Genomic DNA, 22,894 nt, shown 5'->3' with positions numbered 1-22,894 from the left:
GCGAATTGCCCCCGGCGGTTTGGAACCGGGCGGGTGATCCACCATGATGATCGCGTGGTCGGCCGTCGAGCGGACCATTCCCTTCGGAGCGTGAACAGGCGGTGAACGCCTGTCGCACAGCATCCGATAGCCTCAGCCGACGCCCGGCCGCGCCGGCCCGGGGCGCTCCCCACCCTCGCTGTCCGGTCCACGCGCCGGGCCGGCCTCCAAGGAGTGAGTCCTCTGTCGACCGCCATCCTCACCGGTCCGCCGGTGCCCGGCTCGCCTCTGGAGGGCGAGCTGCGCGCGCTCGGCTTCGAGGTGCGGGTCGTCACCGACGCGACGCAGGCGCCGACCGCCCTCGCGGCGGTCCCCGCCGGGGAACGCGTCGCCCTCGTCGACCCCCGGTTCGTGGGCCACACGCACTCCCTGCGGCTGGGTCTCACCGACCCCCGCTTCCCCGCGGCCGCCGTGCCCGGAGCGCTCACCGCGCAGCCCGCCGCCCGCGCCGCGCTGAGCCGCGCGCTGGAGGGCGCCCTGCGTGCGCCGGCCCCCGGTGTGCCGGTCCCGGCCGGCCCGGCGGAGCACCCGCCGCACCAGCCGGTCCCCGCCGAGGCGGGCGGCGTGCGGGCCCCCGGGCCCGAGGCGGCCCCCGTCGCCGACGGCCCGCTGCCCGACCGCGTCGCCACGCTCCTGGGCGCCGGCGGCACCGCCGTCCACCAGCCGGACCTCGGCAGTCTCGTCGCGGCCGTCCCCACCGGACCGCAGGACCGCAACGAGGCCCGCCAGTCCGTGGAGAGCGTCGACGAGGAGGCCGTCCGGCTGCGCTCGGCCGTCAAGGCGCGCGACGGCTTCTTCACGACGCACTGCATCAGCCCGTACTCGCGCTACCTCGCCCGCTGGTGCGCCCGGCGCGGACTCACCCCGAATCAGGTCACCACCGCCTCGCTGGTCACCGCGCTGATCGCGGCGGCCTGCGCGGCCACCGGCACCCGCCCCGGCTTCGTGGCCGCCGGCGTGCTGCTGCTCGCCTCCTTCGTCCTCGACTGCACCGACGGGCAGCTCGCCCGCTACTCCCTCCAGTACTCCACGCTCGGCGCGTGGCTCGACGCGACCTTCGACCGCGCCAAGGAGTACGCCTACTACGCGGGTCTCGCGCTCGGCGCGGCCCGCGCCGGGGGCGGCGACGACGTGTGGGCGCTCGCGCTCGGCGCGATGGTCCTGCAGACCTGCCGGCATGTCGTCGACTTCTCGTTCAACGAGGCCAACCACGACGCGACGGCCAACACCAGCCCCACCGCCGCGCTCTCCGACAAGCTCGACAGCGTCGGCTGGACCGTGTGGCTGCGCCGCATGATCGTGCTGCCGATCGGCGAGCGCTGGGCGATGATCGCGGTCCTCACCGCGGTGACCACCCCGCGTGTCACCCTGGTCGTCCTGCTCATCGGCTGCGCCCTCGCGGCGTGCTACACGACGGCCGGGCGCCTGCTGCGCTCGCTGACCCGCCGGGCCCACCGCACCGACCGCGCGGCCCAGGCCCTCGCCGACCTCGCCGACAACGGCCCGCTCGCCTCGGCGGCCTCCCGGGCGCTGCGCCCGCTGGGCCGGCGGATGCCCGCCTTCGGAGTGCCCTTCGTCGCCCTCGTCGGGGGCGCGGCCGTCACCGGCTGCGCCGCGTTCACCGAGCGGGGCGGCGCCTGGCCGGTGCTGGGCGCCGTCGTCTACGTCCTGACCTCGGGCCTCGCCCTCACGCGCCCCCTCAAGGGAGCCCTGGACTGGCTCGTCCCGCCGTTCCTGCGGGCCGCCGAGTACGGCACCGTGCTGCTGCTCGCCGCCCGCAGCGAGGTGAACGGCGCCCTGCCCGCGGCTTTCGGGCTGGTGGCGGCCGTCGCCTACCATCACTACGACACGGTGTACCGCATTCGCGGAGGCACCGGAGCGCCGCCCCGGTGGCTGACGGCCGCGATCGGCGGGCAGGACGGCAGGACGCTGCTGGTCGCGATCGCCGCCGCCGTCCTCGCCGGGAGCGCTCTCAACACCGCGCTCACGGTGATCGCCGTGATCGTGGCCCTCGTGGTGCTCTTCGAGAGCATCCGCTTCTGGGTGACCGCGCACCGGCGCGGCGCACCCGCCGTACACGATGAAGGAGAACCCGCATGATCGGCCTCGTGCTCGCGGCCGGCGCCGGACGGCGTCTGCGCCCCTACACCGACACCCTGCCGAAGGCGCTGGTGCCGGTCGGGCCCGAGGGCCAGGAGGAGAGCATCACCGTGCTCGACCTCACCCTCGGCAACTTCGCCGAGATCGGCCTGACGGAGGTCGCGATCATCGTCGGCTACCGCAAGGAGGCCGTCTACGAGCGCAAGGCGGCCCTGGAGGCCAAGTACGGGCTCAAGCTGACCCTGATCGACAACGACAAGGCCGAGGAGTGGAACAACGCCTACTCCCTGTGGTGCGGCCGTGACGCCATCCGGCACTCGGTGATCCTCGCCAACGGCGACACCGTGCACCCCGTGTCCGTCGAGAAGACCCTGCTGGCCGCCCGCGGCGAGGGCAAGAAGATCATCCTGGCCCTCGACACCGTGAAGAAGCTCGCGGACGAGGAGATGAAGGTCGTCGTGGACCCCGCCAAGGGCGTCCAGAAGATCACCAAGCTCATGGACCCGGCCGAGGCCACCGGTGAGTACATCGGCGTCACCCTCATCGAGGGCGAGGCCGCCGACGCCCTGGCCGACGCGCTGAAGACCACCTACGAGCGCGACCCGCAGCTCTACTACGAGGACGGCTACCAGGAGCTCGTCAACCGGGGCTTCCCGATCGACGTGGCCCCCATCGGCGAGGTCACCTGGGTCGAGATCGACAACCACGAGGACCTGGCCAAGGGGCGGGAGATCGCGTGCCAGTACTGACGAGGCTCATCCCCTCGCCGGTCGTCGTCGACATCCGCCCCGGAGCCCTGGACGATCTCGCCTCCGTCCTGTGCGACCAGCGGATCTCGGCGTCCGGCAAGCTCGCCGTCGCGATCAGCGGCGGCTCCGGGGCCCGGCTGCGCGAGCGGCTGGCCCCGGCGCTGCCCGGCGCGAGCTGGTACGAGGTCGGCGGCGGCACCCTGGACGACGCGATCAAGCTCGCCGACGCCATGAAGTCCGGCCACTACGACGCCGTGGTGGGCCTGGGCGGCGGCAAGATCATCGACTGCGCGAAGTTCGCCGCCGCCCGTATCGGGCTGCCGCTGGTCGCCGTCGCCACCAACCTCTCGCACGACGGGCTGTGCTCGCCGGTCGCGACCCTCGACAACGACGCGGGCCGCGGCTCCTACGGGGTGCCCAACCCGATCGCCGTGGTCATCGACCTCGCGGTGATCCGGGAGGCGCCCTCGCGGTACATCCGCTCCGGCATCGGCGACGTGATCTCGAACATCTCCGCCGTCGCCGACTGGGAGCTGTCCAACCGGGTCACCGGCGAGTCCATCGACGGGCTCGCCGCCGCCATGGCCCGGCAGGCCGGCGAGGCGATCCTGCGCCACCCCGGGGACGTCAGCCAGGACGGCTTCCTGCAGACCCTCGCCGAGGGTCTGGTGATGACCGGGATCTCGATGTCGGTGGCCGGCGACAGCCGCCCCGCCTCGGGCGCCTGCCACGAGATCAACCACGCCTTCGACCTGCTGTTCCCCAAGCGCGCGGCGAGCCACGGCGAGCAGTGCGGGATGGGCGCGGTCTTCGCGATGTACCTGCGCGGGGAGCACGAGCAGTCGCGGTACATGGCGCAGGTCCTGCGCCGGCACGAGCAGCCGGTCCTGCCCGGCGACATCGGCTTCAGCGTGGACGAGTTCGTCCAGGCCGTGGAGTTCGCCCCGCAGACCCGGCCCGGCCGGTACACGATCCTCGAACACCTCAACCTGTCCACTGATCAGATCAAGGACGCATACGCCGACTATGCCAAGGCCATCGGTAGCTGAACTTCGCCCCGTCGTCCACCCCGCGGGGGTCAAGGACCGGCGCAGCGGCGAACACTGGGCAGGGCGCATGTACATGCGGGAGATCTCGCTGCACATCGACCCCTATCTGGTGAACACCAGGATCACGCCCAACCAGCTGACCTATCTCATGACGGTCTTCGGCGTCCTGGCCTGCCCCGCCCTGCTGGTGCCCGGCATACCGGGCGCGGTGCTCGGTGTCGTGGCCGTCCAGCTCTACCTGCTGCTCGACTGCGTCGACGGCGAGATCGCCCGCTGGCGCAAGCAGTTCTCCCTCGGCGGGGTCTACCTCGACCGGGTCGGCGCCTACCTCACCGACGCCGCGGTCCTGGTCGGTTTCGGCCTGCGCGGTGCCGACCTGTTCGGCAGCGGCCGCATCGACTGGCTGTGGGCCTTCCTCGGCACCCTCGCCGCGCTCGGCGCGATCCTGATCAAGGCGGAGACCGACCTCGTCGGCGTGGCCCGCCACCAGGGCGGACTGCCGCCCGTGCAGGAGGCGGCCTCCGAGCCGCGCTCCTCCGGCATGGCGCTGGCCCGGCGGGCCGCAGCCGCCCTCAAGTTCCACCGGCTGGTCCTCGGCATCGAGGCGTCGCTGCTCATCCTCGTGCTGGCCGTGGCCGATCAGGTCCGGGGCGACCTGTTCCTCACCCGGCTCGGCATCGCCGTGCTCGCGGCCATCGCGATCGTCCAGACGCTGCTGCATCTGGTCTCGATCCTCGTCTCCAGCCGACTGAAATGAGTGAGGGCATGTCCCAGTCCGCGCTGAAGGTCGGCGCCGTCGTCATCACCATGGGCAACCGGCCCGAGGAACTGCGGCTGCTGCTCGACTCCATCGCCAAGCAGGACGGCGACCCCGTGTCCACCGTGGTCGTCGGCAACGGCTCCCCGGTGCCCGAGGTGCCCGAGGGCGTGCGCACCGTGGAGCTGCCCGAGAACCTCGGCATCCCCGGCGGCCGCAACGTCGGCATCGAGGCCTTCGGCCCCGGCGGGCGCGAGGTGGACATCCTCCTCTTCCTCGACGACGACGGTCTGCTCGACCGCACCGACACCGCCGAGCTGTGCCGGCGGGCCTTCACCGAGGACGAGCGCCTCGGCATCGTCAGCTTCCGCATCGCCGACCCCGAGACCGGCGTCACCCAGCGGCGCCACGTGCCCCGGCTGCGCGCCGCCGACCCGATGCGCTCCTCCCGCGTGACCACCTTCCTGGGCGGCGCCAACGCCGTACGGACCAAGGTCTTCGCCGAGGTGGGCGGTTTGCCCGACGACTTCTTCTACGCCCACGAGGAGACCGACCTCGCCTGGCGGGCCCTGGACGCCGGCTGGATGATCGACTACCGCTCGGACATGGTGCTGCTGCACCCGACGACGGCCCCCTCGCGGCACGCGGTCTACCACCGCATGGTGGCCCGCAACCGGGTGTGGCTGGCCCGCCGCAACCTGCCCGCGCTCCTGGTCCCCGTCTACCTCGGCGTCTGGATGCTGCTGACCCTGGCCCGCCGCCCCTCGGGGCCCGCGCTGCGCGCCTGGTTCGGTGGGTTCAAGGAGGGCTGGCGCACGCCCTGCGGACCGCGCCGGCCCATGAAGTGGCGCACGGTGTGGCGGCTGACCCGGCTGGGCCGGCCGCCGATCATCTGACACGCTGGTCGCCCCAGCGCGTCCCGCCCCTCTTCCGGTCCGGCGCCCGCCCCCCTCCGGGCGCGGCGCCCCCGCAGACGAAGGTTTCCCCCGTGAGTGACACAACGCAGGACAGCGGTGTGATGGTGGGCAGCACAGCCCCGCCCTCGCCCGACGACGGGCTGAGCCGCGCCGAACTCGCGGCCAAGTACGGACTGACGGTCAGTGGAGCCCGGCCCAGCCTGCCGGCGTACGTCCGGCAGCTGTGGAGCCGCCGCCACTTCATCCTGGCCTTCTCCCGGGCCAAGCTGACCGCCCAGTACAGCCAGGCGAAACTCGGCCAGTTGTGGCAGGTCGCGACCCCGCTGCTCAACGCGCTCGTCTACTTCTTCATCTTCGGGCTGCTGCTGGGGGCGCGGAGGGGCATCGACAAGGACATCTACGTGCCCTTCCTGGTCACCGGTGTCTTCGTCTTCGCCTTCACCCAGAGTTCGGTGCAGGCCGGGGTGCGGGCCATCTCGGGGAACCTGGGCCTGGTGCGGGCGCTGCACTTCCCGCGCGCCTCGCTGCCCATCTCCTTCTCGCTCCAGCAGCTCCAGCAACTGCTGTACTCGATGCTCGTGCTGGTCGTCATCCTGCTGGCCACCGGCTGCTATCCGTCCCTCTCCTGGCTGCTGGTCGTCCCGGCGCTGGTGCTCCAGTTCACGTTCAACACCGGCCTCGCGCTGATCTTCGCCCGGCTCGGGGCCAAGACCCCCGACCTCGCGCAGCTCATGCCCTTCGTGATGCGTACCTGGATGTACGCCTCCGGGGTCATGTTCAGCCTCCCGGCCATGCTGGCCGACAAGGACGTACCCGGCTGGGTCACCGACGTGCTCCAGTGGAACCCGGCCGCGGTCTACATGGACCTGATCCGCTTCGGCTTCATCGACGGGTACGGCAGCGAGTACCTCCCCCCGCACGTGTGGGCCGTCGCCCTGGGCTGGGCCGTGGTCGTCGGTGCGCTCGGATTCGTGTACTTCTGGAAGGCTGAGGAACGCTATGGCCGTGGCTGAGGGACGCAACGCGGGTCGTGAGCACATGCCCACGGTCATCGCGGACGACCTGCACATCGTGTACCGGGTGCACGGTGCGAAGGGCGGCAAGGGCAGTGCGACCGCCGCGCTCAACCGGATCGTGCGGCGCGGCGACTCGCCCGGGGTACGCAAGGTGCACGCGGTGCGCGGGGTCTCCTTCACCTCCTACCGGGGCGAGGCGATCGGCCTGATCGGCTCCAACGGTTCGGGCAAGTCGACGCTGCTGCGGGCCATCGCCGGGCTGCTGCCCGCCGAGAGCGGCAAGGTCTACACCGACGGACAGCCCTCGCTGCTCGGCGTCAACGCGGCGCTCATGAACGACCTGACCGGGGAGCGCAACGTCATCCTCGGCGGGCTCGCGATGGGCATGAGCCGCGAGGAGGTGCGGGAGCGCTACCAGGAGATCGTCGACTTCTCCGGCATCAACGAGAAGGGCGACTTCATCACCCTGCCGATGCGCACGTACTCCTCCGGCATGGCGGCGCGGCTGCGTTTCTCCATCGCGGCCGCCAAGGACCACGACGTCCTCATGATCGACGAGGCGCTGGCCACCGGCGACCGCAAGTTCCAGAAGCGCTCCGAGGAGCGCATCAGGGAACTGCGCAAGGAGGCCGGGACGGTGTTCCTCGTGTCCCACAACAACAAGTCGATCCGGGACACCTGCAATCGCGTGCTGTGGCTGGAACACGGAGAGCTGCGCATGGACGGGCCCACCGAAGAGGTCATGAAGGAGTACGAGAAGTTCACCAGCAAATAACGGACAAGCCGTAATCCGGGAATTCAGCGGATTGCGGCATCCGGGGTACCGCACGGGCCCCTGTCGGACAAATCCGGCAGGGGCCCTTCGCGCACCCGGACGGGTGAGTCGCGTAAAGCTGTTGCCGGGCTGCGTACGGCGGGTCAAAGATCAGTCAACTTCTTCGCAGGTCGGGAAGGTTGACGGCAATCGGTGTGTTCTTGTGACGTGCTGAACACCCCGCCGTGAGCCGTTGAGTTGTACAACGTAAGCTGTGCCGGTGCCGAATCGCGACGAGTGGTGCGATACCGCACAGGGGGTTTCGCTGCGCCGAACCGCTCCAGGGGCGGCCGGGCGGCGTGTCCGAAATAGTCAGTTTTGTGTGCGCGGTGTAGAACGGGAGATGTGACGGCATTGGCTACGGATGATCTCCGCCTCCACGCTGTACCCGCCGTCCCCGCGCCGGGTGGCGAGCGATGAGCCCCGCCCGGGGGTCGGCCCCCGGCGGCAGCGCCGAGCGCGACACGCTCGGCAAGGCCACCGAGGAGAACTTTCCGGTGGCTCCCTTCTTCCTGCCCCGCGCGTGGCGCGACGACCTCATGGCCGTCTACGGATTCGCCCGACTGGTCGACGACATCGGTGACGGCGATCTGACGCCCGGTGGGGCCGACGCGCGCTACCTCGGCGTCCCCGAGGACCAGGCCGGGGACCGCCTCGCCCTGCTCGACGCCTTCGAGCGCGACCTGCACCGCGTCTTCCGCTCCACCGGCACCCCGCACCACCCGCTGCTGCGCGCCCTGCGCCCCACCGTCCGGCGGCGCGGGCTGATCCCGGACCCCTTCCTCGCGCTCGTCGAGGCCAACCGGCAGGACCAGAAGGTCAGCCGCTACGCGACCTGGGACGAACTGCTCGCCTACTGCGAACTCTCCGCCAACCCGGTGGGCCGGCTCGTCCTCGGCATCACCGGCACCGAGAGCCCCGAACGCCTGCGCCGCTCCGACGCGGTGTGCACCGCGCTCCAGATCGTCGAGCACCTCCAGGACGTCGCCGAGGACCTCGCCCGGGACCGGATCTACCTCCCCGCCGAGGACATGAGGCGCTTTCACGTCACGGAAACCGACCTGGCCGCCCCCACCGGGGGCGCGTCGGTGCGCGCGCTGATCGCCTTCGAGGCCGAACGCGCCCGCGCCCTGCTGGATGAGGGCGAGCCCCTGGTGGGTAGCGTCCACGGCAGACTCCGGCTGCTGCTCGCCGGGTTCGTCGCCGGTGGACGGGCCGCCCTCGCCGCCGTCGCGGACGCCGGGTACGACGTACTCGCCGCGCCGCCGAAGCCGGCCAGGCTCCGGCTGCTGCGCGAGGTGGGAGTAGTTCTGCGAGGAGAGGGGTGAGTCCGACGATGAGGGAGACAGCCGCGCTGGGCGGACCGGTGCTCGCCGCATACGGGTACTGCGAGACCGTCACGGGCCTGGAGGCCAAGAACTTCGCCTACGGCATCCGCCTGCTGCCCGCGGACAAGCGCCGCGCCATGTCCGCCGTCTACGCCTTCTCACGGCGCGTCGACGACATCGGTGACGGCCGCCTGCGCCCCGAGGTCAAGTCCACCCGCCTGGAGACGGCCCGCGCCACGCTGGACCGGGTACGCGAGGGCGCGGTCGAGGAGGACGACACCGACCCGGTGGCCGTCGCCCTCGCCCACACCGCCCGCCGTTTCCCGGTGCCGCTCGGCGCCCTCGACGAACTCATCGACGGCGTCCTGATGGACGTCCGCGGCGAGACCTACGAGACCTGGGACGACCTGAAGACCTACTGCCGCTGCGTGGCCGGCTCGGTGGGCCGCATCTCGCTGGGCGTCTTCGGACTGCGCCCCGGCTTCCGCGACCTGGAACGGGCCTCCGAGTACGCCGACACCCTCGGGCTCGCCCTCCAGCTGACCAACATCCTGCGCGACGTACGCGAGGACGCGGGCAACGGACGCACCTACCTCCCGGCCGAGGACCTCGCCAAGTTCGGCTGCTCCGCCGGTTTCACCGCCTCCAGACCGCCCGAGGGCTCCGACTTCGACGGGCTCGTGCACTTTGAGGCCCGCCGCGCCCGCGCCCTGTTCGCCGAGGGCTACCAACTGCTGCCGATGCTCGACCGGCGCGGCGCCGCCTGCGTGTCCGCGATGGCGGGCATCTACTACCGCCTGCTCGACCGGATCGAGCAGGACCCCGCCGCCGTCCTGCGCGGCCGGGTCTCGCTGCCCGCCCACGAGAAGGCGTACGTCGCGGTGCGCGGCCTCGCCGGGGTCGACGTCCGGGCGGCCGCGCGGCCCAGGATCGGCGGCCATCCGTGAACCGGGCGAAAACCAAGAGAACGTCCCAGCTCACGACCGCCCGCCCGGCCGTGTGGATCTCCCGCGACACCCGGGCAACCCTCAGGTCGGCCGCCGCGTCCCTCACAGCGTCGGCGCCCTGCCCGCCCGTGACAGCGGCCGTCGCCAGGGAGGACGTATGACCGGACAAGAGGACCCGCTCACCGCACCGCGGGAGAGCGCCCGGCGCGCCGTGGTCGTCGGCGGAGGACTCGCCGGAGTCACCGCCGCCCTCGGACTCGCCGACGCCGGACTGGACGTGACGCTCCTTGAGGGCCGCCCCCGGCTCGGCGGGCTCGCCTTCTCCTTCCGGCGCGGCGCACTCACCGTCGACAACGGACAGCACGTCTACCTGCGCTGCTGCACCGCCTACACGCACTTCCTCGACCGCATCGACGCGAGCCGGCTGGCCCCCGTGCAGGACCGCCTCGACGTCCCGGTGCTGGACGCGCACACCCGCAAGCTCGCCCGGCTGCGCCGCACCGCCGCCCCGGTGCCGGTGCACCTCGCCGCCTCCCTGGCCGGCTTCCGGCACCTGTCCCTCGCCGAACGCGCCTCCGTCGCCCGCGCCACCCTGGCCCTCGGGCGCCTGGACCCGGCCGACCCGGCGCTCGACGAGGAGGACTTCGGCAGCTGGCTGCACCGGCACGGACAGAGCCCGCGCACGATCGAGGCGCTGTGGGACCTCGTGGGCGTCGCGACCCTCAACGCGCGCGCCGGGGGAGCCTCCCTGGCCCTGGCCGCGAAGGTGTTCAGGACCGGACTGCTCTCCGAGCCCGGCGCCGCCGACATCGGCTGGGCGCACGTCCCGCTCGGCGAACTCCACGACACCCTCGCCCGCCGCGCCCTCGACAAGGCCGGGGTGCGCACCGAACTGCGCGCCCGGGTCGGCGCCGTCCACCGCGAACAGGACGGCACCTGGCGCGTGGTCACCGAGGACGGCGAGCTGCGCGCCGCGACCCTCGTGCTCGCCGTACCGCAGCGCGAGACGCACGCCCTGCTCCCCGCCGAAGCGATCGAGGACCAGGACCGGCTCACCCGGCTCGGCACCTCCCCGATCCTCAACGTGCACGTCGTCTACGACCGCAAGGTGCTGCGCCGGCCCTTCTTCGCCGCGCTCGGCAGCCCCGTGCAATGGGTGTTCGACCGCACCGCCCCCTCGGGACTCACCGGCCCCGGCCAGTACCTCGCGCTGTCCCAGTCGGCGGCCCAGGACGAGATCGACGCCCCCGTCAGCGCCCTGCGCGCCCGCTACCTGCCCGAACTGGAACGCCTGCTGCCCGCCGCGCGCGGCGCCGGTGTCCGCGACTTCTTCGTCACCAGGGAGCGCACCGCGACCTTCGACCCCGCACCGGGGTCGGGACGTCTGCGACCGGGGAACCGCACCGCCTTCCCCGGGCTCTACCTGGCCGGCGCGTGGACGGCCACCGGCTGGCCCGCGACCATGGAAGGCGCCGTACGCAGCGGCAGCGCCGCGGCGGCCGAAGCCCTCCGCACCCTGGGCCGTGCCCACGACCATCTCTTCGAGGAGGCGGCATGAGGCTAGATCTTCCGGGATCGGCTGCCCGGACCGACCGCAGGACCGGAACTAGAGGAGAGACTGTGCCGACTGTGCCCTCGGCCGATACGGCTGGCGACACCGACACCCCGGACGTGCCCGCGCTCCTGGAGCGCAGCCGGGCCCTGGCGACGCCGGTGCTGCGTTCCGCCGTGGACCGCCTGGCCCCGCCCATGGACGCCGTGGCCGCCTACCACTTCGGCTGGACCGACGCCCAGGGCCGGCCCGCCGAGGGCGACGGGGGCAAGGCCGTACGGCCCGCCCTCGCCCTGATCTCCGCGCAGGTCACCGGCGCCGCCCCCGAGGTGGGCGTGCCCGGAGCGGTCGCCGTGGAACTCGTGCACAACTTCTCGCTGCTGCACGACGACCTGATGGACGGGGACGAGCAGCGCCGCCACCGCGACACCGTGTGGAAGGTGCACGGCCCCGCCCAGGCCATCCTGGTCGGTGACGCCCTGTTCGCCCTCGCCAACGAGGTCCTGCTGGAGCTCGCCACCCCCGAGGCCGGGCGCGCCACGCGCCGGCTCACCTCGGCGACCCGGGCGCTGATCGACGGTCAGGCCCAGGACATCTCCTACGAGCACCGGCGGCGCGTCAGCGTCGAGGAGTGCCTGGAGATGGAGGGCAACAAGACCGGGGCGCTGCTCGCCTGTGCCGCGTCCATCGGCGCCGTCCTCGGCGGCGCCGACGACCGCACCGCCGACACGCTGGAGACCTACGGCTACCACATGGGCCTCGCCTTCCAGGCGGTCGACGACCTGCTCGGCATCTGGGGCGACCCGGAGGCCACCGGCAAGCAGACCTGGAGCGACCTGCGCCAGCGCAAGAAGTCGCTGCCCGTGGTCGCCGCGCTCGCCGCGGGCGGACCCGCCTCCGACAAGCTCGCGGGCCTGCTCGCGGCCGACGCGGAGGCCCAGGACGCCGGGCAGCCCGCGGACGCCTTCTCCGAGGAGGAGTTCGCGGCCCGCGCCGCGCTCATCGAGGAGGCCGGCGGCCGCGAGTGGACGAGCCAGGAGGCCCGCCGCCAGTACACCGTCGCGATCGAGGCGCTCGACTCGGTCCCGATGCCCACACCTGTGCGCGCGTCCCTCGTGGCGCTCGCTGATTTCATCGTCGTCCGAAAGAGATGATCACCATCAGACAGCCACACCGTCCATAACGCGCAGTCGCCGGCCGGTCCGGGCGACTCCCCCCGCCGTACCAGGAGACGGCGGGGGAGCGGCCCCGGTTCCGGCCGACGGCGGACCCACAGCAGATGAACATGACTGCACGAAGGGGAAGCCATGACAGCGACGACCGATGGAAGCACCGGGGCCGTGACGCCCCGCGCTGCCACGGCCAGTGCACCACTCGACCCTGCCGCGACCCACGAGACCGCCCAGGGGGCGGCCGAACGCGCCACCCGGCGCGCCGTGGACTACCTGCTCTCCCGGCAGGACGGCGAGGGCTGGTGGAAAGGCGATCTCGCCACCAACGTCACCATGGACGCCGAGGACCTGCTGCTGAGGCAGTTCCTCGGCATCAGGGACGAGCGGACCACGCAGGCCGCCGCGCTCTTCATCCGCGGTGAACAACGGGAGGACGGCACCTGGGCCACCTTCTACGGCGGCCCGGGGGAGCTCTCCGCGACCATCGAGGCGTACGTCGCGCTGCGCCTGGCGGGCGACCGCCCCGACCAGCCGCACATGGCGAAGGCCGCGTCCTTCGTCCGGGACCACGGCGGCATCGCCCGCGCGAGGGTCTTCACCCGCATCTGGCTGGCGCTGTTCGGCTGGTGGAAGTGGGACGACCTTCCGGAGATGCCCCCGGAACTGATGTTCTTCCCGAAGTGGTTCCCGCTCAACATCTACGACTTCGGCTGCTGGGCCCGCCAGACGATCGTGCCGCTCACCGTGGTGTGCGCCAAGCGCCCGGTGCGCCCCGCGCCCTTCGCGCTCGACGAACTGCACACCGACCCGGACAACCCCAACCCGGCCAAGCCGCTCTCACCGGTGGCCAGCTGGGACGGGGTCTTCGAGCGGCTCGACAAGATGCTGCACGGCTACCGCCGTATCGCCCCGCGCCGGGTGCGCGAGAGCGCGATGCACGCCGCGGCGAGCTGGATCATCGAGCGCCAGGAGAACGACGGCTGCTGGGGCGGCATCCAGCCGCCGGCCGTCTACTCGGTGATGGCCCTGTACCTGCTCGGCTACGACCTCGACCACCCCGTGCTGCGCACCGGCCTGGAGTCGCTGGACCGGTTCGCGGTCTGGCGCGAGGACGGCGCCCGGATGATCGAGGCGTGCCAGTCCCCGGTCTGGGACACCTGCCTGGCCACCGTCGCCCTGGCCGACGCCGGGGTCCCCGGTGACCACCCGCAGATGGTCAAGGCCGCCGACTGGATGCTCAGCGAGCAGATCGTGCGCCCCGGCGACTGGGTGGTGCGCCGTCCCGACCTGCCGCCGGGCGGCTGGGCCTTCGAGTTCCACAACGACAACTACCCGGACATCGACGACACCGCCGAGGTGGTGCTCGCGCTGCGCCGGGTCGAGCACCCCGACCCGGACCGGGTCGAGGCGGCGGTGCGCCGGGCCGTCGACTGGAACGTGGGGATGCAGTCGAAGAACGGGGCCTGGGGCGCCTTCGACGCCGACAACACCAGCCCCTTCCCCAACCGGCTGCCGTTCAGCGACTTCGGCGAGGTCATCGATCCGCCGTCGGCCGACGTCACCGCCCACGTGGTGGAGATGCTGGCGCAGGAAGGTCTCGCCCACCACCCGCGCACCCGGCGCGGAGTGGACTGGCTGCTGAAGAACCAGGAGCCGAACGGCGCCTGGTTCGGCCGCTGGGGCGTCAACTACGTGTACGGCACCGGGGCGGTCGTCCCCGCGCTCGTCGCCGCGGGTCTGTCCGCCTCCCACCCCGCGATCCGGCGGGCCGTGGACTGGCTGGCCGCCGTGCAGAACGAGGACGGCGGCTGGGGCGAGGACCTGCGCTCCTACAACGACCCGGCCTGGCACGGCCGGGGCGCCTCGACCGCCTCCCAGACCGCGTGGGCGCTGCTCGCCCTGCTCGCGGCCGGCGAACGGGAGTCCGAGCCCGTGCGCCGCGGGGTGGCCTATCTGGTCGAGACCCAGACCGAGGACGGGACCTGGGACGAGCCCTGGTTCACCGGGACCGGCTTCCCCTGGGACTTCTCCATCAACTACCACCTGTACCGGCAGGTGTTCCCGGTGACGGCGCTCGGCCGTTACGTGCACCGCACCGGTCCGGGGGCCGTCTGATGGACCAGGCCCCCGAGGCCGGGCAGCGCCCGGAGCCCGTACCGCTGCTGGTCGCCTGCGCGCTCGGCATCGAGCACCTCGCGCTGCGCAGCGGCGGGGGCCGCGGGAACAGAAAGGCACCGGGTCCCGTCACCGTCCTGCGGACGGGGATGGGGCCGCGGGCCGCGGAGCGTGCCGTACGGCACGCTCTGAGCGGGGACCTGGCGCAGGCCGCGGTCCTCGCGACCGGATTCTGCGCCGGGCTCGTTCCGGGGATGCACCCCGGCGACCTCGTCGTCGCCGAACGCACCCGGGACGAGTCGGGCGCGAGCGAGTGCTCGCGGACCGCCGCCCTCGCGGAGGCGGTCTCCCGCGCGGTACCCGGCCGCACCGTCCATACCGGGGTGCTGGCCGGCTCCGACCACGTGGTGCGCGGACCCGAGAGGGCCGCCCTGCGCGCGACGGGTGCGGTCGCGGTGGACATGGAGTCCGCCGCGAGCCTGCGCACGGCCCTCCAGGCCGCCGGCCAGGGGGCCCGTCCGGTTGCCGCCGTACGAGTGATCGTGGACGCACCCGAGCACGAGCTAGTCAGAATCGGCACGGTACGCGGGGGAATATCTGCCTTCCGCGTACTCCGTGCCGTCCTACCCGCTTTCTATGAATGGCACCGTTCTTCGCTGCTCCCCAGGAGGTGAGCCAGATGGCCATGCCGCTGCGCCAGACCATCAGGGTCGGGACGTATCTGATGGAACAGAAACTCCGCAAGCGGACGAAATTCCCGCTGATCGTGGAGTTGGAACCGCTCTACGCGTGCAATCTCGCATGCGAGGGCTGCGGCAAGATCCAGCATCCGGCGGGGGTCCTCAAGCAGCGTATGCCCGTGGCCCAGGCCGTCGGCGCGGTGCTGGAGTCGGGCGCGCCGATGGTGTCCATCGCCGGTGGTGAGCCGCTGATGCACCCGCAGATCGACGAGATCGTCCGCCAGCTCGTGGCCAAGCGGAAGTACGTCTTCCTCTGCACCAACGCCATGCTGCTGCGCAAGAAGATGGACAAGTTCAAGCCCTCGCCGTATTTCGCCTTCACCGTGCACATCGACGGGCTGAAGGAGCGGCACGACGAGTCCGTCGCCAAGGAGGGGGTGTTCGACGAGGCGGTCGCGGCGATCAAGGAGGCCAAGCGGCGCGGCTTCCGGGTCACCACCAACTCGACCTTCTTCAACACCGACACCCCGCAGACCATCATCGAGGTGCTCGACTACCTCAACGACGACCTCCAGGTCGACGAGATGATGATCTCCCCCGCCTATGCCTACGAGAAGGCTCCCGACCAGGAGCACTTCCTCGGCGTCGAGCAGACCCGCGAGCTGTTCAAGAAGACCTTCGCGGGCGGCAACCGCAGCCGCTGGCGGCTCAACCACTCGCCGCTCTTCCTCGACTTCCTTGAGGGCAAGGCCGATTACGACTGCACGGCCTGGGCCATCCCGAACTACTCCCTGTTCGGCTGGCAGCGGCCCTGCTACCTGATGGCCGACGGCTACGTCCCGACCTACCGTCAGCTCATCGAGGACACCGACTGGGACAAGTACGGCCGCGGGAAGGACGACCGCTGCGCCAACTGCATGGCGCACTGCGGCTACGAGCCCACCGCCGTCCTCGCGACCATGGGTTCGCTCAAGGAGTCGCTGCGCGCGGCCAGGGAGACCGTCGCGAGCAACCGCTCCTGAGGTGACGAAACGCCCGCGGCCCCGGCCGTCAGGCCCGAACCGGCCCCTCGACCGTGCCGCCCCGAGCGGCCCGGTCGAGGGGCCGGCGCGTCGGTCGCGGGCGCCCCGCCACCACGAGAAGCGGCCCGCCGCCCGCAGCGACGGCGAGCCGGACGTCCCCAGAAGGAGGGCTGAGACGTGACACTGCTGGAAGGCATCCACGGGCCGCAGGACCTGAAGACGCTGACCGGGGAAGAGCTGGTCGAACTGTCCGCGCAGATCAGGGAGTTCCTCATCCAGGCGGTGGCCAGGACCGGGGGGCACCTCGGCCCCAACCTCGGCGTCGTGGAACTGACCGTGGCGCTGCACCGGGCCTTCGACTCGCCGCGCGACCGCGTCCTGTGGGACACCGGGCACCAGAGTTACGTGCACAAGCTGCTCACCGGCCGCCAGGACTTCTCGAAGCTGCGCGGAAAGGGGGGCCTCTCGGGCTACCCCTCGCGCGCCGAGTCCGAGCACGACGTCATCGAGAACAGCCACGCCTCGACCGTCCTGGGCTGGGCCGACGGACTCGCCAAGGCCCGTGACGTACGGGGCGAGGAGCACCACGTGGTCGCCGTCATCGGCGACGGGGCGCTCACCGGCGGCATGGCCTGGGAGGCGCTCAACAACATCGCCGCCGCGAAGGACCAGCCCCTGGTCGTCGTCGTCAACGACAACGAGCGCTCCTACGCCCCGACCATCGGCGGTCTCGCCAACCACCTCGCGACGCTGCGCACCACCAACGGCTACGAGAAGGTCCTGGCCTGGGGCAAGGACGTCCTGGACCGCACCCCCGTGGTGGGCCGTCCGCTCTACGAGTCGCTGCACGGCGCGAAGAAGGGCTTCAAGGACGCCTTCGCCCCGCAGGGCATGTTCGAGGACCTGGGCCTGAAGTACCTCGGGCCCATCGACGGGCACGACATCGAGGCCGTCGAGTCCGCGCTGACCCGAGCCAAACGTTTCGGCGGACCTGTCATCGTGCACTGCCTCACCGAGAAGGGCCGCGGCTACGAGCCCGCCCTCGCCCACGAGGCCGACCGCTTCCACACCGTCGCCGCGATGGACCCGCTCACCTGCGAGGCGCTGACCCCCTCCGAGGGGCCCTCGTGGACCTCCGTCTTCGGCGAGGAACTGGTGCGCATCGCCGAGGAGCGGCCCGAGGTCGTGGCCCTCACCGCCGCGATGCTCGACCCGGTGGGACTGACCCCCTTCGCGAAGCGCTTCCCCGAGCGGATCTGGGACGTCGGCATCGCCGAGCAGCACGCCACGGTCTCCGCCGCCGGCCTCGCGACGGGCGGACTGCACCCCGTCGTCGCCCTGTACGCGACCTTCCTCAACCGCGCCTTCGACCAGCTCCTCATGGACGTGGCCCTGCACAAGTGCGGGGTCACCTTCGTCCTCGACCGGGCCGGAATCACCGGCACCGACGGCGCCTCCCACAACGGCATGTGGGACATGTCCGTCCTCCAGGTCGTCCCCGGACTGCGGATCGCCGCCCCGCGCGACGCGGTCCAGCTGCGCGCCCAGCTACGTGAGGCCGTCGCCGTGGACGACGCCCCCACCCTCGTGCGCTACCCCAAGGAGACGGCCGGTCCCGAGGTGCCCGCGCTGCGCCGCGTCGGCGGCATGGACGTCCTCGCCGAGCCCGGCGCGGGCGAGGACACCGATGTCCTGCTCGTCGCGGTCGGCGTGATGGCCCCCGTCTGCCTGAGCACCGCCGCACTGCTGCGCGAGCGCGGTATCGGCTGCACCGTCGTGGACCCGCGCTGGGTCAAACCCGTCGACCCCGCGCTCCCCGCCCTCGCCGGGGAGCACCGGCTGGTCGCCGTGGTCGAGGACAACAGCCGCAGCGCCGGGGTGGGCACCGCCGTCGCCGCCGCCCTCGGCGACGCCGACGTGGACGTGCCCGTGCGGCTCTTCGGCATCCCCGAGCAGTTCCTCCCGCACGCCAGACGCGGTGAACTGCTCGCAGACATCGGCCTCACCCCGGTCGAGATCGCCGGCCGGATCGGGGCCCGCATGGCCCGTAAGGAGAACAAGCAGGCATGACAACCGGCACGAGTGACACCACCGAGGCGCAGACCGGCCCCGGACAACGGGAACCCGGGCGCTCCGGCTTCGACCTCGGCGCGCTGCTGGCCGAGCGCGGCCGGGAGCGGTACGAGCTGCACACCAAGCACCTCAACCACCAGCTGCCCCGGATGCTGCACACCATCGGCTTCGACCGGGTCTACGAGCGGGCCGAGGGCGCGTACTTCTGGGACGCGGAGGGCAACGACTACCTCGACATGCTGGCCGGCTTCGGCGTCATGGGCCTGGGCCGGCACCACCCCGTGGTCCGGCAGGCCCTGCACGACGTCCTCGACGCGCAGCTCGCCGACCTCACCCGTTTCGACTGCCAGCCGCTGCCCGGACTGCTCGCCGAGAAGCTGCTCGCCCACAGCCCGCACCTGGACCGTGTCTTCTTCGGCAACAGCGGCACCGAGGCGGTCGAGACGGCGCTGAAGTTCGCCCGGTTCGCGACCGGCAGGAAGCGCGTCCTGTACTGCGCGCACGCCTTCCACGGGCTGACCACCGGCTCCCTCTCGGTCAACGGCGAGAAGGGATTCCGTGAGGGTTTCGCCCCGCTGCTGCCCGACACGGCCGTCCCGATCGGCGACCTGAAGGCGCTGGAGAAGGAGCTGAAGAAGGGCGACGTGGCCGGGCTCATCATCGAGCCCATCCAGGGCAAGGGCGTCCACGACACCCCGCCCGGCTACCTGCGGGCCGCCCAGGATCTCCTGCACAAGCACAAGGCGCTGCTCATCGCCGACGAGGTGCAGACCGGTCTGGGACGCACCGGCGACTTCTACGCCTACCAGCACGAGGAGGGGGTCGAACCCGACCTCGTGTGCGTCGCGAAGTCCCTGTCCGGCGGCTACGTCCCGGTCAGCGCGACCCTCGGCAAGGACTGGATCTTCAAGAAGGTCTACTCCTCGATGGACCGGGTGCTCGTGCACTCGGCGAGCTTCGGGGCCAACGCGCAGGCCATGGCCGCCGGGCTCGCGGTGCTCTCCGTCATGGAGGACGAGAACATCGTCGCCCACGCCCGGCGCACCGGCGACTACCTGAGAAACCGCCTGAGCGAGCTGATCCCGCGCTACGAGCTGCTGGCCGACGTCCGGGGACGCGGGCTCATGATCGGCATCGAGTTCGGCCGGCCCGAGTCCCTCAAACTGCGCAGCCGCTGGGCCATGCTCCAGGCCGCCCGCAAGGGGCTGTTCGCGCAGATGGTCGTCGTACCGCTGCTCCAGAAGCACCGCATCCTGACCCAGGTCTCCGGCGACCACCTCGAAGTCATCAAGCTGATCCCGCCGCTCGTCGTGGGGGAGAAGGAGGCCGACCGCTTCGTGGACGCCTTCACCGCCGTCATGGACGACGCGCACAACGGTGGACTGATGTGGGACTTCGGGAGGACCCTGGTGAAGCAGGCGGTCGCCAACCGATGACGGGGACGGAGCCCGCGGTCATCGGGCGCTGAGCCGGTCGCGAGCGGTCCGGCGCCACGGACTTTTGCCTCCCGGGCAAAAAAATTGCCCGGGAGGCATTTTCCTGGCTCAATCAGAGGTATGAGTCCTGCCATCCCCGGCGGACGGGACCTCCCCGACCCGCCGGACCAGCACACCGACGAGTCCGCGGCCGACGGCGTCCCCCTCGCGCTGTCCGCGGCCGTCGCCCCGCAGCTGCGGGAACTGCGCCGCCGCGCCGGGCTCACCCTGGAGGCCGCGGCCAAGGCCGCCGGACTCTCCCCGGCGCACCTCTCCCGGTTGGAGACCGGCCGCCGCCAGCCCTCCCTGCCGATGCTGCTCGCCCTGGCCCGTACCTACGGTACGACCGTTTCGGAACTGCTCGGCGAGCACACCGAGGGACGCGAGGCCGTCGTCCGGGCCGCCGCGATGGAGCCGACCGCCGCGGGCGGCTGGACCTACTGGCAGGCCGGCGGCCCGGGACGCGGGATGCAGGCGCTGCGCGTCCACGTCCCCCACGGCAGCCAGGGCGATATCGTCCGCGTCCACCCCGGCGAGGAGTGGCTGTACGTCCTCACCGGCCGGCTCAGGCTTCGGCTCGGCGACAGCACCCACCTGCTGGACCCGGGCGACAGCGCGCACTTCGACTCCCTCACCCCGCACCGGATCGCCGCCGTGGACCAGGGCGGCGCCGGGCTGCTCTTCGTCCACACCCTCATGCAGAGCCCGCTCGGCGCGCTCTGCCTCGGTGACGTACGCCCAGGAGGCGCATGATGTCCCGTCCCGCACCCGAATCCGTACCCGAGACCACCACTCCCGCCGCCCCCACGCCCGAAAGCGGCCCCGCCCCCGAGGCGCAGGCGGCCCCGGCCGGTGAGGAGGACACCCCGCGCGGGGTGCGCCGGTTCGTGGAGGACAAGATCCCGCGCGGCCTCGCCATCAGGCTGTTCGTCTACATCGTCGCGGGCCACGGACTCGCCGCGTTCCTGTTCCTCCTGTTCGAGCTGGGCGCCAAGAACCAGTGAGCCCCCGGCGCCCCGGGCCGGTCACTCGACCAGTCGCGCCCGCAGCCCCTCCCGCAGCTCCGGGGTGAGCCCGAGCACCTCGCCGAAGTACCGCTCGGGCCCGCCCCACACCGTGTCGACGGCCTCCAGAGCCGCCCGCAGGTACTCCACCCGCGCCTCGAACAACGGGTTGAGCAGCTCCATCACCTCGGGCGCCGTCGCCTCCGGGGAGTCGCTGCCGCGCCGGACGCGGTAGCGGCGGTGTGGGGCGTTCGACTCCAGGTAGTCCGCCTCGATCGCCTCCCGCTCGACGCCCACCGCGAGCAGCGTGAGGGCTATCGAGGTGCCCGCGCGGTCCTTCCCGGCCGCGCAGTGCATCAGGGCGGGCAGGCTGTCCGTCGCCATCGCGCGCAGCAGGCGCCCGTACTCCGCGGTCCGCTCCTCGACCAGCTGCCGGTAGGTGGCCTTCATCCGCGCCTCCGCCCGGCCCTCACCGAGCAGCTCCCGCAACTGCTCCAGCTCCCCGTGCCGCACCATCCGCCAGAACTCCGCGCCGTCCGCCGGGTCGTTGAGCGGCAGGCGCACGTTGCGCACCCCGGGCAGCTCGACGTCCGGGCCCTCCAGCGCCTGGTCCGCCGCGTTGCGGAAGTCGAAGACGGTGTGCAGGCCGAGCGAGGAGAGGAAGCTCACGTCCTCGGCGCTCGCGTGCGCGAGGTGACCGCTGCGGTAGAGCCGACCCGGGCGCACCCGCCCGCCGTCCACCGTGGGCAGCCCGCCCACGTCCCGGAAGTTGCGTACGGCGGCCAGCTCGGGCTCGGCCTGCGGCACCTGCTGCGTCACGGGGATTCCCTTTCCGGTGGGCCGCCGGCGCGGCTCGCCGGCACGGCGAGCCCGACCCTACGACACACCCGTACGCCCCCGACAGGACTTCGTACGGCCGCGAGGGCCGAGGTGAGCAGCGTCATAACCGTGACGGTCCGTACCCGCCGCCCCTTTCCGCCGATGCCGAATCGGTCCGGCGCATACGGGAAATCGAAGATCGGAATTCCACGGAGCGTGACGGAATTCCGGTCAATGGATCAAGAAAAGGGACACGGACGGGAAAAGAGTGGCTTGTCGGGCGAGTTCTCGCTCCTTTACGGTCACCCTCAGTCCGGCCGGAACGCCCAATCCTGCCGCCGCCCGGACTCCCGCTCCACTCACACCCGTACCGGCAGGAACGGGGGACCCACAGGCACCACCGCCGCCCGGTCCACCGGACGGCTAGGGGTGAAGCCGCGTCCACGCGGCCGGGCAGCTCCAGCCCGAACCCGACAGCTCACCTCGTAGGCGACGGAGAAAGAACACACCCATGCCCGCACAGGGTAAGAACCGCCGTTCGCTGTCCCGCCGCCTCGCGCTGATCGGCACCACCGGTGCCGCCGCGGTGGTGCTCCCGCTGACCGCCGCGGCCGGCGCGCACGCCGCCGCTCCCGAGGCCGCCCCGCAGAAGGCCGCCACCACCTACACCGTGATGAAGGGCGACACCCTGGCCAAGATCGCCAGGACGCACCACGTCGACGGCGGCTGGAAGAAGCTCTTCGAGATCAACAAGAAGGCCGTCGGCGCCGACCCGGGCGTCATCAAGCCGGGCCTCAAGCTCTCCCTGAAGGCCGCCGCGGCGGCACCCGCCGTGCAGTCCGCCCCCGCGGACTCCGGCTGGACCGCGCCCGTCGTCGGCGTCAAGGGCGGCGGCTACGGCAACTCCGGCAGCCTGTGGTCGCACGGCCACACCGGCGCCGACTTCCCCGTCCCCACCGGCACCTCGGTCAAGGCCGTCTCCAACGGCACCGTCGTCGCCGCCGGGGACGGCGGGGCCTACGGCAACCAGATCGTCATCAAGCACGGCGACGGCCACTACTCGCAGTACGGTCACCTCTCCTCGATCGGCGTGTCCGTCGGGCAGACCGTGACCGAGGGCCAGCAGATCGGCCTGTCCGGCGCCACCGGCAACGTGACCGGCCCGCACCTGCACTTCGAGGTCCGCACCGGCCCGGACTACGGCTCCGACATCGACCCGCTGGCCTTCCTCGCCCAGCACGGCGTCAACGCCTGATCCGTCCCTCC

General features: G+C 72.0%; 20 protein-coding genes and 1 riboswitch. Of the genes, 19 read left to right on the top strand and 1 reads right to left on the bottom strand.

Annotated features, from left to right (window positions below; genetic code table 11):
* Positions 1–222: 222 nt before the first annotated feature.
* From ACFYMP_RS20905 to ACFYMP_RS20820, 18 genes are all read left to right on the top strand, one after another.
* On the top strand, positions 223–2,139 hold the full coding sequence (locus ACFYMP_RS20905; RefSeq protein WP_388859679.1) for a DUF5941 domain-containing protein: 1,917 nt from the start codon (positions 223–225) through the stop codon (positions 2,137–2,139).
* The gene (locus ACFYMP_RS20900; RefSeq protein WP_388859549.1) at positions 2,136–2,888 is read left to right on the top strand and encodes a sugar phosphate nucleotidyltransferase; all 753 of its coding nucleotides are present in this window, start codon (positions 2,136–2,138) and stop codon (positions 2,886–2,888) included. The genes ACFYMP_RS20905 and ACFYMP_RS20900 overlap by 4 nt, the downstream gene beginning before the upstream one ends.
* On the top strand, positions 2,876–3,937 hold the full coding sequence (locus ACFYMP_RS20895) for an iron-containing alcohol dehydrogenase family protein (RefSeq protein ID WP_388859546.1): 1,062 nt from the start codon (positions 2,876–2,878) through the stop codon (positions 3,935–3,937). Before ACFYMP_RS20900 ends, ACFYMP_RS20895 begins: the two co-directional genes overlap by 13 nt.
* Positions 3,915–4,694 carry a CDP-alcohol phosphatidyltransferase family protein gene (locus ACFYMP_RS20890; protein WP_388859543.1) on the top strand — a complete coding sequence of 260 codons (780 nt, stop codon included), beginning with the start codon at positions 3,915–3,917 and terminating at the stop codon, positions 4,692–4,694. The genes ACFYMP_RS20895 and ACFYMP_RS20890 overlap by 23 nt, the downstream gene beginning before the upstream one ends.
* A gap of 23 nt (positions 4,695–4,717) precedes the next feature.
* Entirely contained in the window at positions 4,718–5,590 is an 873-nt protein-coding gene (locus ACFYMP_RS20885; RefSeq protein WP_388859676.1) for a glycosyltransferase family 2 protein, read from the top strand.
* Between the two features lie 92 nt (positions 5,591–5,682).
* The gene (locus ACFYMP_RS20880) at positions 5,683–6,624 is read left to right on the top strand and encodes an ABC transporter permease (RefSeq protein ID WP_388859541.1); all 942 of its coding nucleotides are present in this window, start codon (positions 5,683–5,685) and stop codon (positions 6,622–6,624) included.
* Positions 6,611–7,402: an ABC transporter ATP-binding protein gene (locus ACFYMP_RS20875; RefSeq protein WP_388859538.1), complete on the top strand. Its 792-nt coding sequence runs from the start codon at positions 6,611–6,613 to the stop codon at positions 7,400–7,402. Before ACFYMP_RS20880 ends, ACFYMP_RS20875 begins: the two co-directional genes overlap by 14 nt.
* Positions 7,403–7,857: 455 nt before the next feature.
* A complete protein-coding gene (hpnC, locus tag ACFYMP_RS20870) occupies positions 7,858–8,769 on the top strand; it encodes a squalene synthase HpnC (protein ID WP_388859536.1) in 912 nt (303 codons plus the stop codon).
* 8 nt (positions 8,770–8,777) lie between these two features.
* Positions 8,778–9,716 carry a presqualene diphosphate synthase HpnD gene (hpnD, locus tag ACFYMP_RS20865; RefSeq protein WP_388859533.1) on the top strand — a complete coding sequence of 313 codons (939 nt, stop codon included), beginning with the start codon at positions 8,778–8,780 and terminating at the stop codon, positions 9,714–9,716.
* 157 nt (positions 9,717–9,873) lie between these two features.
* Complete coding sequence (gene hpnE / locus ACFYMP_RS20860; protein WP_388859530.1) at positions 9,874–11,274, top strand: hydroxysqualene dehydroxylase HpnE; 1,401 nt, start codon at positions 9,874–9,876, stop codon at positions 11,272–11,274.
* Positions 11,271–12,422: a polyprenyl synthetase family protein gene (locus ACFYMP_RS20855; protein ID WP_388859527.1), complete on the top strand. Its 1,152-nt coding sequence runs from the start codon at positions 11,271–11,273 to the stop codon at positions 12,420–12,422. The genes hpnE and ACFYMP_RS20855 overlap by 4 nt, the downstream gene beginning before the upstream one ends.
* Before the next feature lie 153 nt (positions 12,423–12,575).
* The gene (gene shc, locus ACFYMP_RS20850) at positions 12,576–14,555 is read left to right on the top strand and encodes a squalene--hopene cyclase (protein ID WP_388859524.1); all 1,980 of its coding nucleotides are present in this window, start codon (positions 12,576–12,578) and stop codon (positions 14,553–14,555) included.
* Positions 14,555–15,229: a 1-hydroxy-2-methyl-2-butenyl 4-diphosphate reductase gene (locus ACFYMP_RS20845; RefSeq protein WP_388859521.1), complete on the top strand. Its 675-nt coding sequence runs from the start codon at positions 14,555–14,557 to the stop codon at positions 15,227–15,229. The genes shc and ACFYMP_RS20845 overlap by 1 nt, the downstream gene beginning before the upstream one ends.
* A gap of 5 nt (positions 15,230–15,234) precedes the next feature.
* Complete coding sequence (gene hpnH / locus ACFYMP_RS20840; protein ID WP_388859673.1) at positions 15,235–16,257, top strand: adenosyl-hopene transferase HpnH; 1,023 nt, start codon at positions 15,235–15,237, stop codon at positions 16,255–16,257.
* A gap of 177 nt (positions 16,258–16,434) precedes the next feature.
* Positions 16,435–18,327: a 1-deoxy-D-xylulose-5-phosphate synthase gene (gene dxs / locus ACFYMP_RS20835; protein WP_388859518.1), complete on the top strand. Its 1,893-nt coding sequence runs from the start codon at positions 16,435–16,437 to the stop codon at positions 18,325–18,327.
* The gene (locus tag ACFYMP_RS20830; RefSeq protein WP_388859515.1) at positions 18,324–19,766 is read left to right on the top strand and encodes an aspartate aminotransferase family protein; all 1,443 of its coding nucleotides are present in this window, start codon (positions 18,324–18,326) and stop codon (positions 19,764–19,766) included. The genes dxs and ACFYMP_RS20830 overlap by 4 nt, the downstream gene beginning before the upstream one ends.
* 120 nt (positions 19,767–19,886) lie before the next feature.
* Positions 19,887–20,558 (top strand): helix-turn-helix domain-containing protein, encoded by a 672-nt coding sequence (locus tag ACFYMP_RS20825; protein ID WP_388859512.1) that lies wholly within the window; start codon positions 19,887–19,889, stop codon positions 20,556–20,558.
* Entirely contained in the window at positions 20,558–20,809 is a 252-nt protein-coding gene (locus ACFYMP_RS20820) for a DUF6126 family protein (RefSeq protein WP_388859509.1), read from the top strand. Before ACFYMP_RS20825 ends, ACFYMP_RS20820 begins: the two co-directional genes overlap by 1 nt.
* 21 nt (positions 20,810–20,830) lie before the next feature.
* Here ACFYMP_RS20820 and ACFYMP_RS20815 read toward each other — a convergent pair whose 3' ends face one another.
* Positions 20,831–21,628, bottom strand: coding sequence for a tyrosine-protein phosphatase (locus tag ACFYMP_RS20815; protein ID WP_388859506.1), 798 nt, complete (start codon positions 21,626–21,628; stop codon positions 20,831–20,833).
* Between the two features lie 352 nt (positions 21,629–21,980).
* Positions 21,981–22,135, top strand: a riboswitch (cyclic di-AMP (ydaO/yuaA leader).
* Positions 22,136–22,139: 4 nt separating this feature from the next.
* Between ACFYMP_RS20815 and ACFYMP_RS20810 the strand changes: the two genes are divergently transcribed.
* A complete protein-coding gene (locus ACFYMP_RS20810; RefSeq protein WP_388859503.1) occupies positions 22,140–22,883 on the top strand; it encodes a peptidoglycan DD-metalloendopeptidase family protein in 744 nt (247 codons plus the stop codon).
* Positions 22,884–22,894 lie beyond the last annotated feature (11 nt).

This window comes from Streptomyces sp. NPDC007088 (assembly GCF_042869355.1).
Taxonomy (GTDB): Bacteria; Actinomycetota; Actinomycetes; order Streptomycetales; family Streptomycetaceae; genus Streptomyces.
Note: the sequence above shows the minus strand (reverse complement) of the source record. Positions and strands in the feature narration are given on the sequence as shown.

Excerpts from the sequence above, each read along its gene's own strand:
- ACFYMP_RS20900 (WP_388859549.1), top strand. The coding sequence starts at position 2,136 with ATGATCGGCCTCGTGCTCGCGGCCGGCGCCGGACGGCGTCTGCGCCCC.
- ACFYMP_RS20890 (WP_388859543.1), top strand. The coding sequence starts at position 3,915 with ATGCCAAGGCCATCGGTAGCTGAACTTCGCCCCGTCGTCCACCCCGCG.
- ACFYMP_RS20875 (WP_388859538.1), top strand. The coding sequence starts at position 6,611 with ATGGCCGTGGCTGAGGGACGCAACGCGGGTCGTGAGCACATGCCCACG.
- hpnC (WP_388859536.1), top strand. The coding sequence starts at position 7,858 with ATGAGCCCCGCCCGGGGGTCGGCCCCCGGCGGCAGCGCCGAGCGCGAC.
- hpnD (WP_388859533.1), top strand. The coding sequence starts at position 8,778 with ATGAGGGAGACAGCCGCGCTGGGCGGACCGGTGCTCGCCGCATACGGG.
- hpnE (WP_388859530.1), top strand. The coding sequence starts at position 9,874 with ATGACCGGACAAGAGGACCCGCTCACCGCACCGCGGGAGAGCGCCCGG.
- ACFYMP_RS20855 (WP_388859527.1), top strand. The coding sequence starts at position 11,271 with ATGAGGCTAGATCTTCCGGGATCGGCTGCCCGGACCGACCGCAGGACC.
- shc (WP_388859524.1), top strand. The coding sequence starts at position 12,576 with ATGACAGCGACGACCGATGGAAGCACCGGGGCCGTGACGCCCCGCGCT.
- ACFYMP_RS20845 (WP_388859521.1), top strand. The coding sequence starts at position 14,555 with ATGGACCAGGCCCCCGAGGCCGGGCAGCGCCCGGAGCCCGTACCGCTG.
- hpnH (WP_388859673.1), top strand. The coding sequence starts at position 15,235 with ATGGCCATGCCGCTGCGCCAGACCATCAGGGTCGGGACGTATCTGATG.
- ACFYMP_RS20830 (WP_388859515.1), top strand. The coding sequence starts at position 18,324 with ATGACAACCGGCACGAGTGACACCACCGAGGCGCAGACCGGCCCCGGA.
- ACFYMP_RS20825 (WP_388859512.1), top strand. The coding sequence starts at position 19,887 with ATGAGTCCTGCCATCCCCGGCGGACGGGACCTCCCCGACCCGCCGGAC.
- ACFYMP_RS20820 (WP_388859509.1), top strand. The coding sequence starts at position 20,558 with ATGTCCCGTCCCGCACCCGAATCCGTACCCGAGACCACCACTCCCGCC.
- ACFYMP_RS20810 (WP_388859503.1), top strand. The coding sequence starts at position 22,140 with ATGCCCGCACAGGGTAAGAACCGCCGTTCGCTGTCCCGCCGCCTCGCG.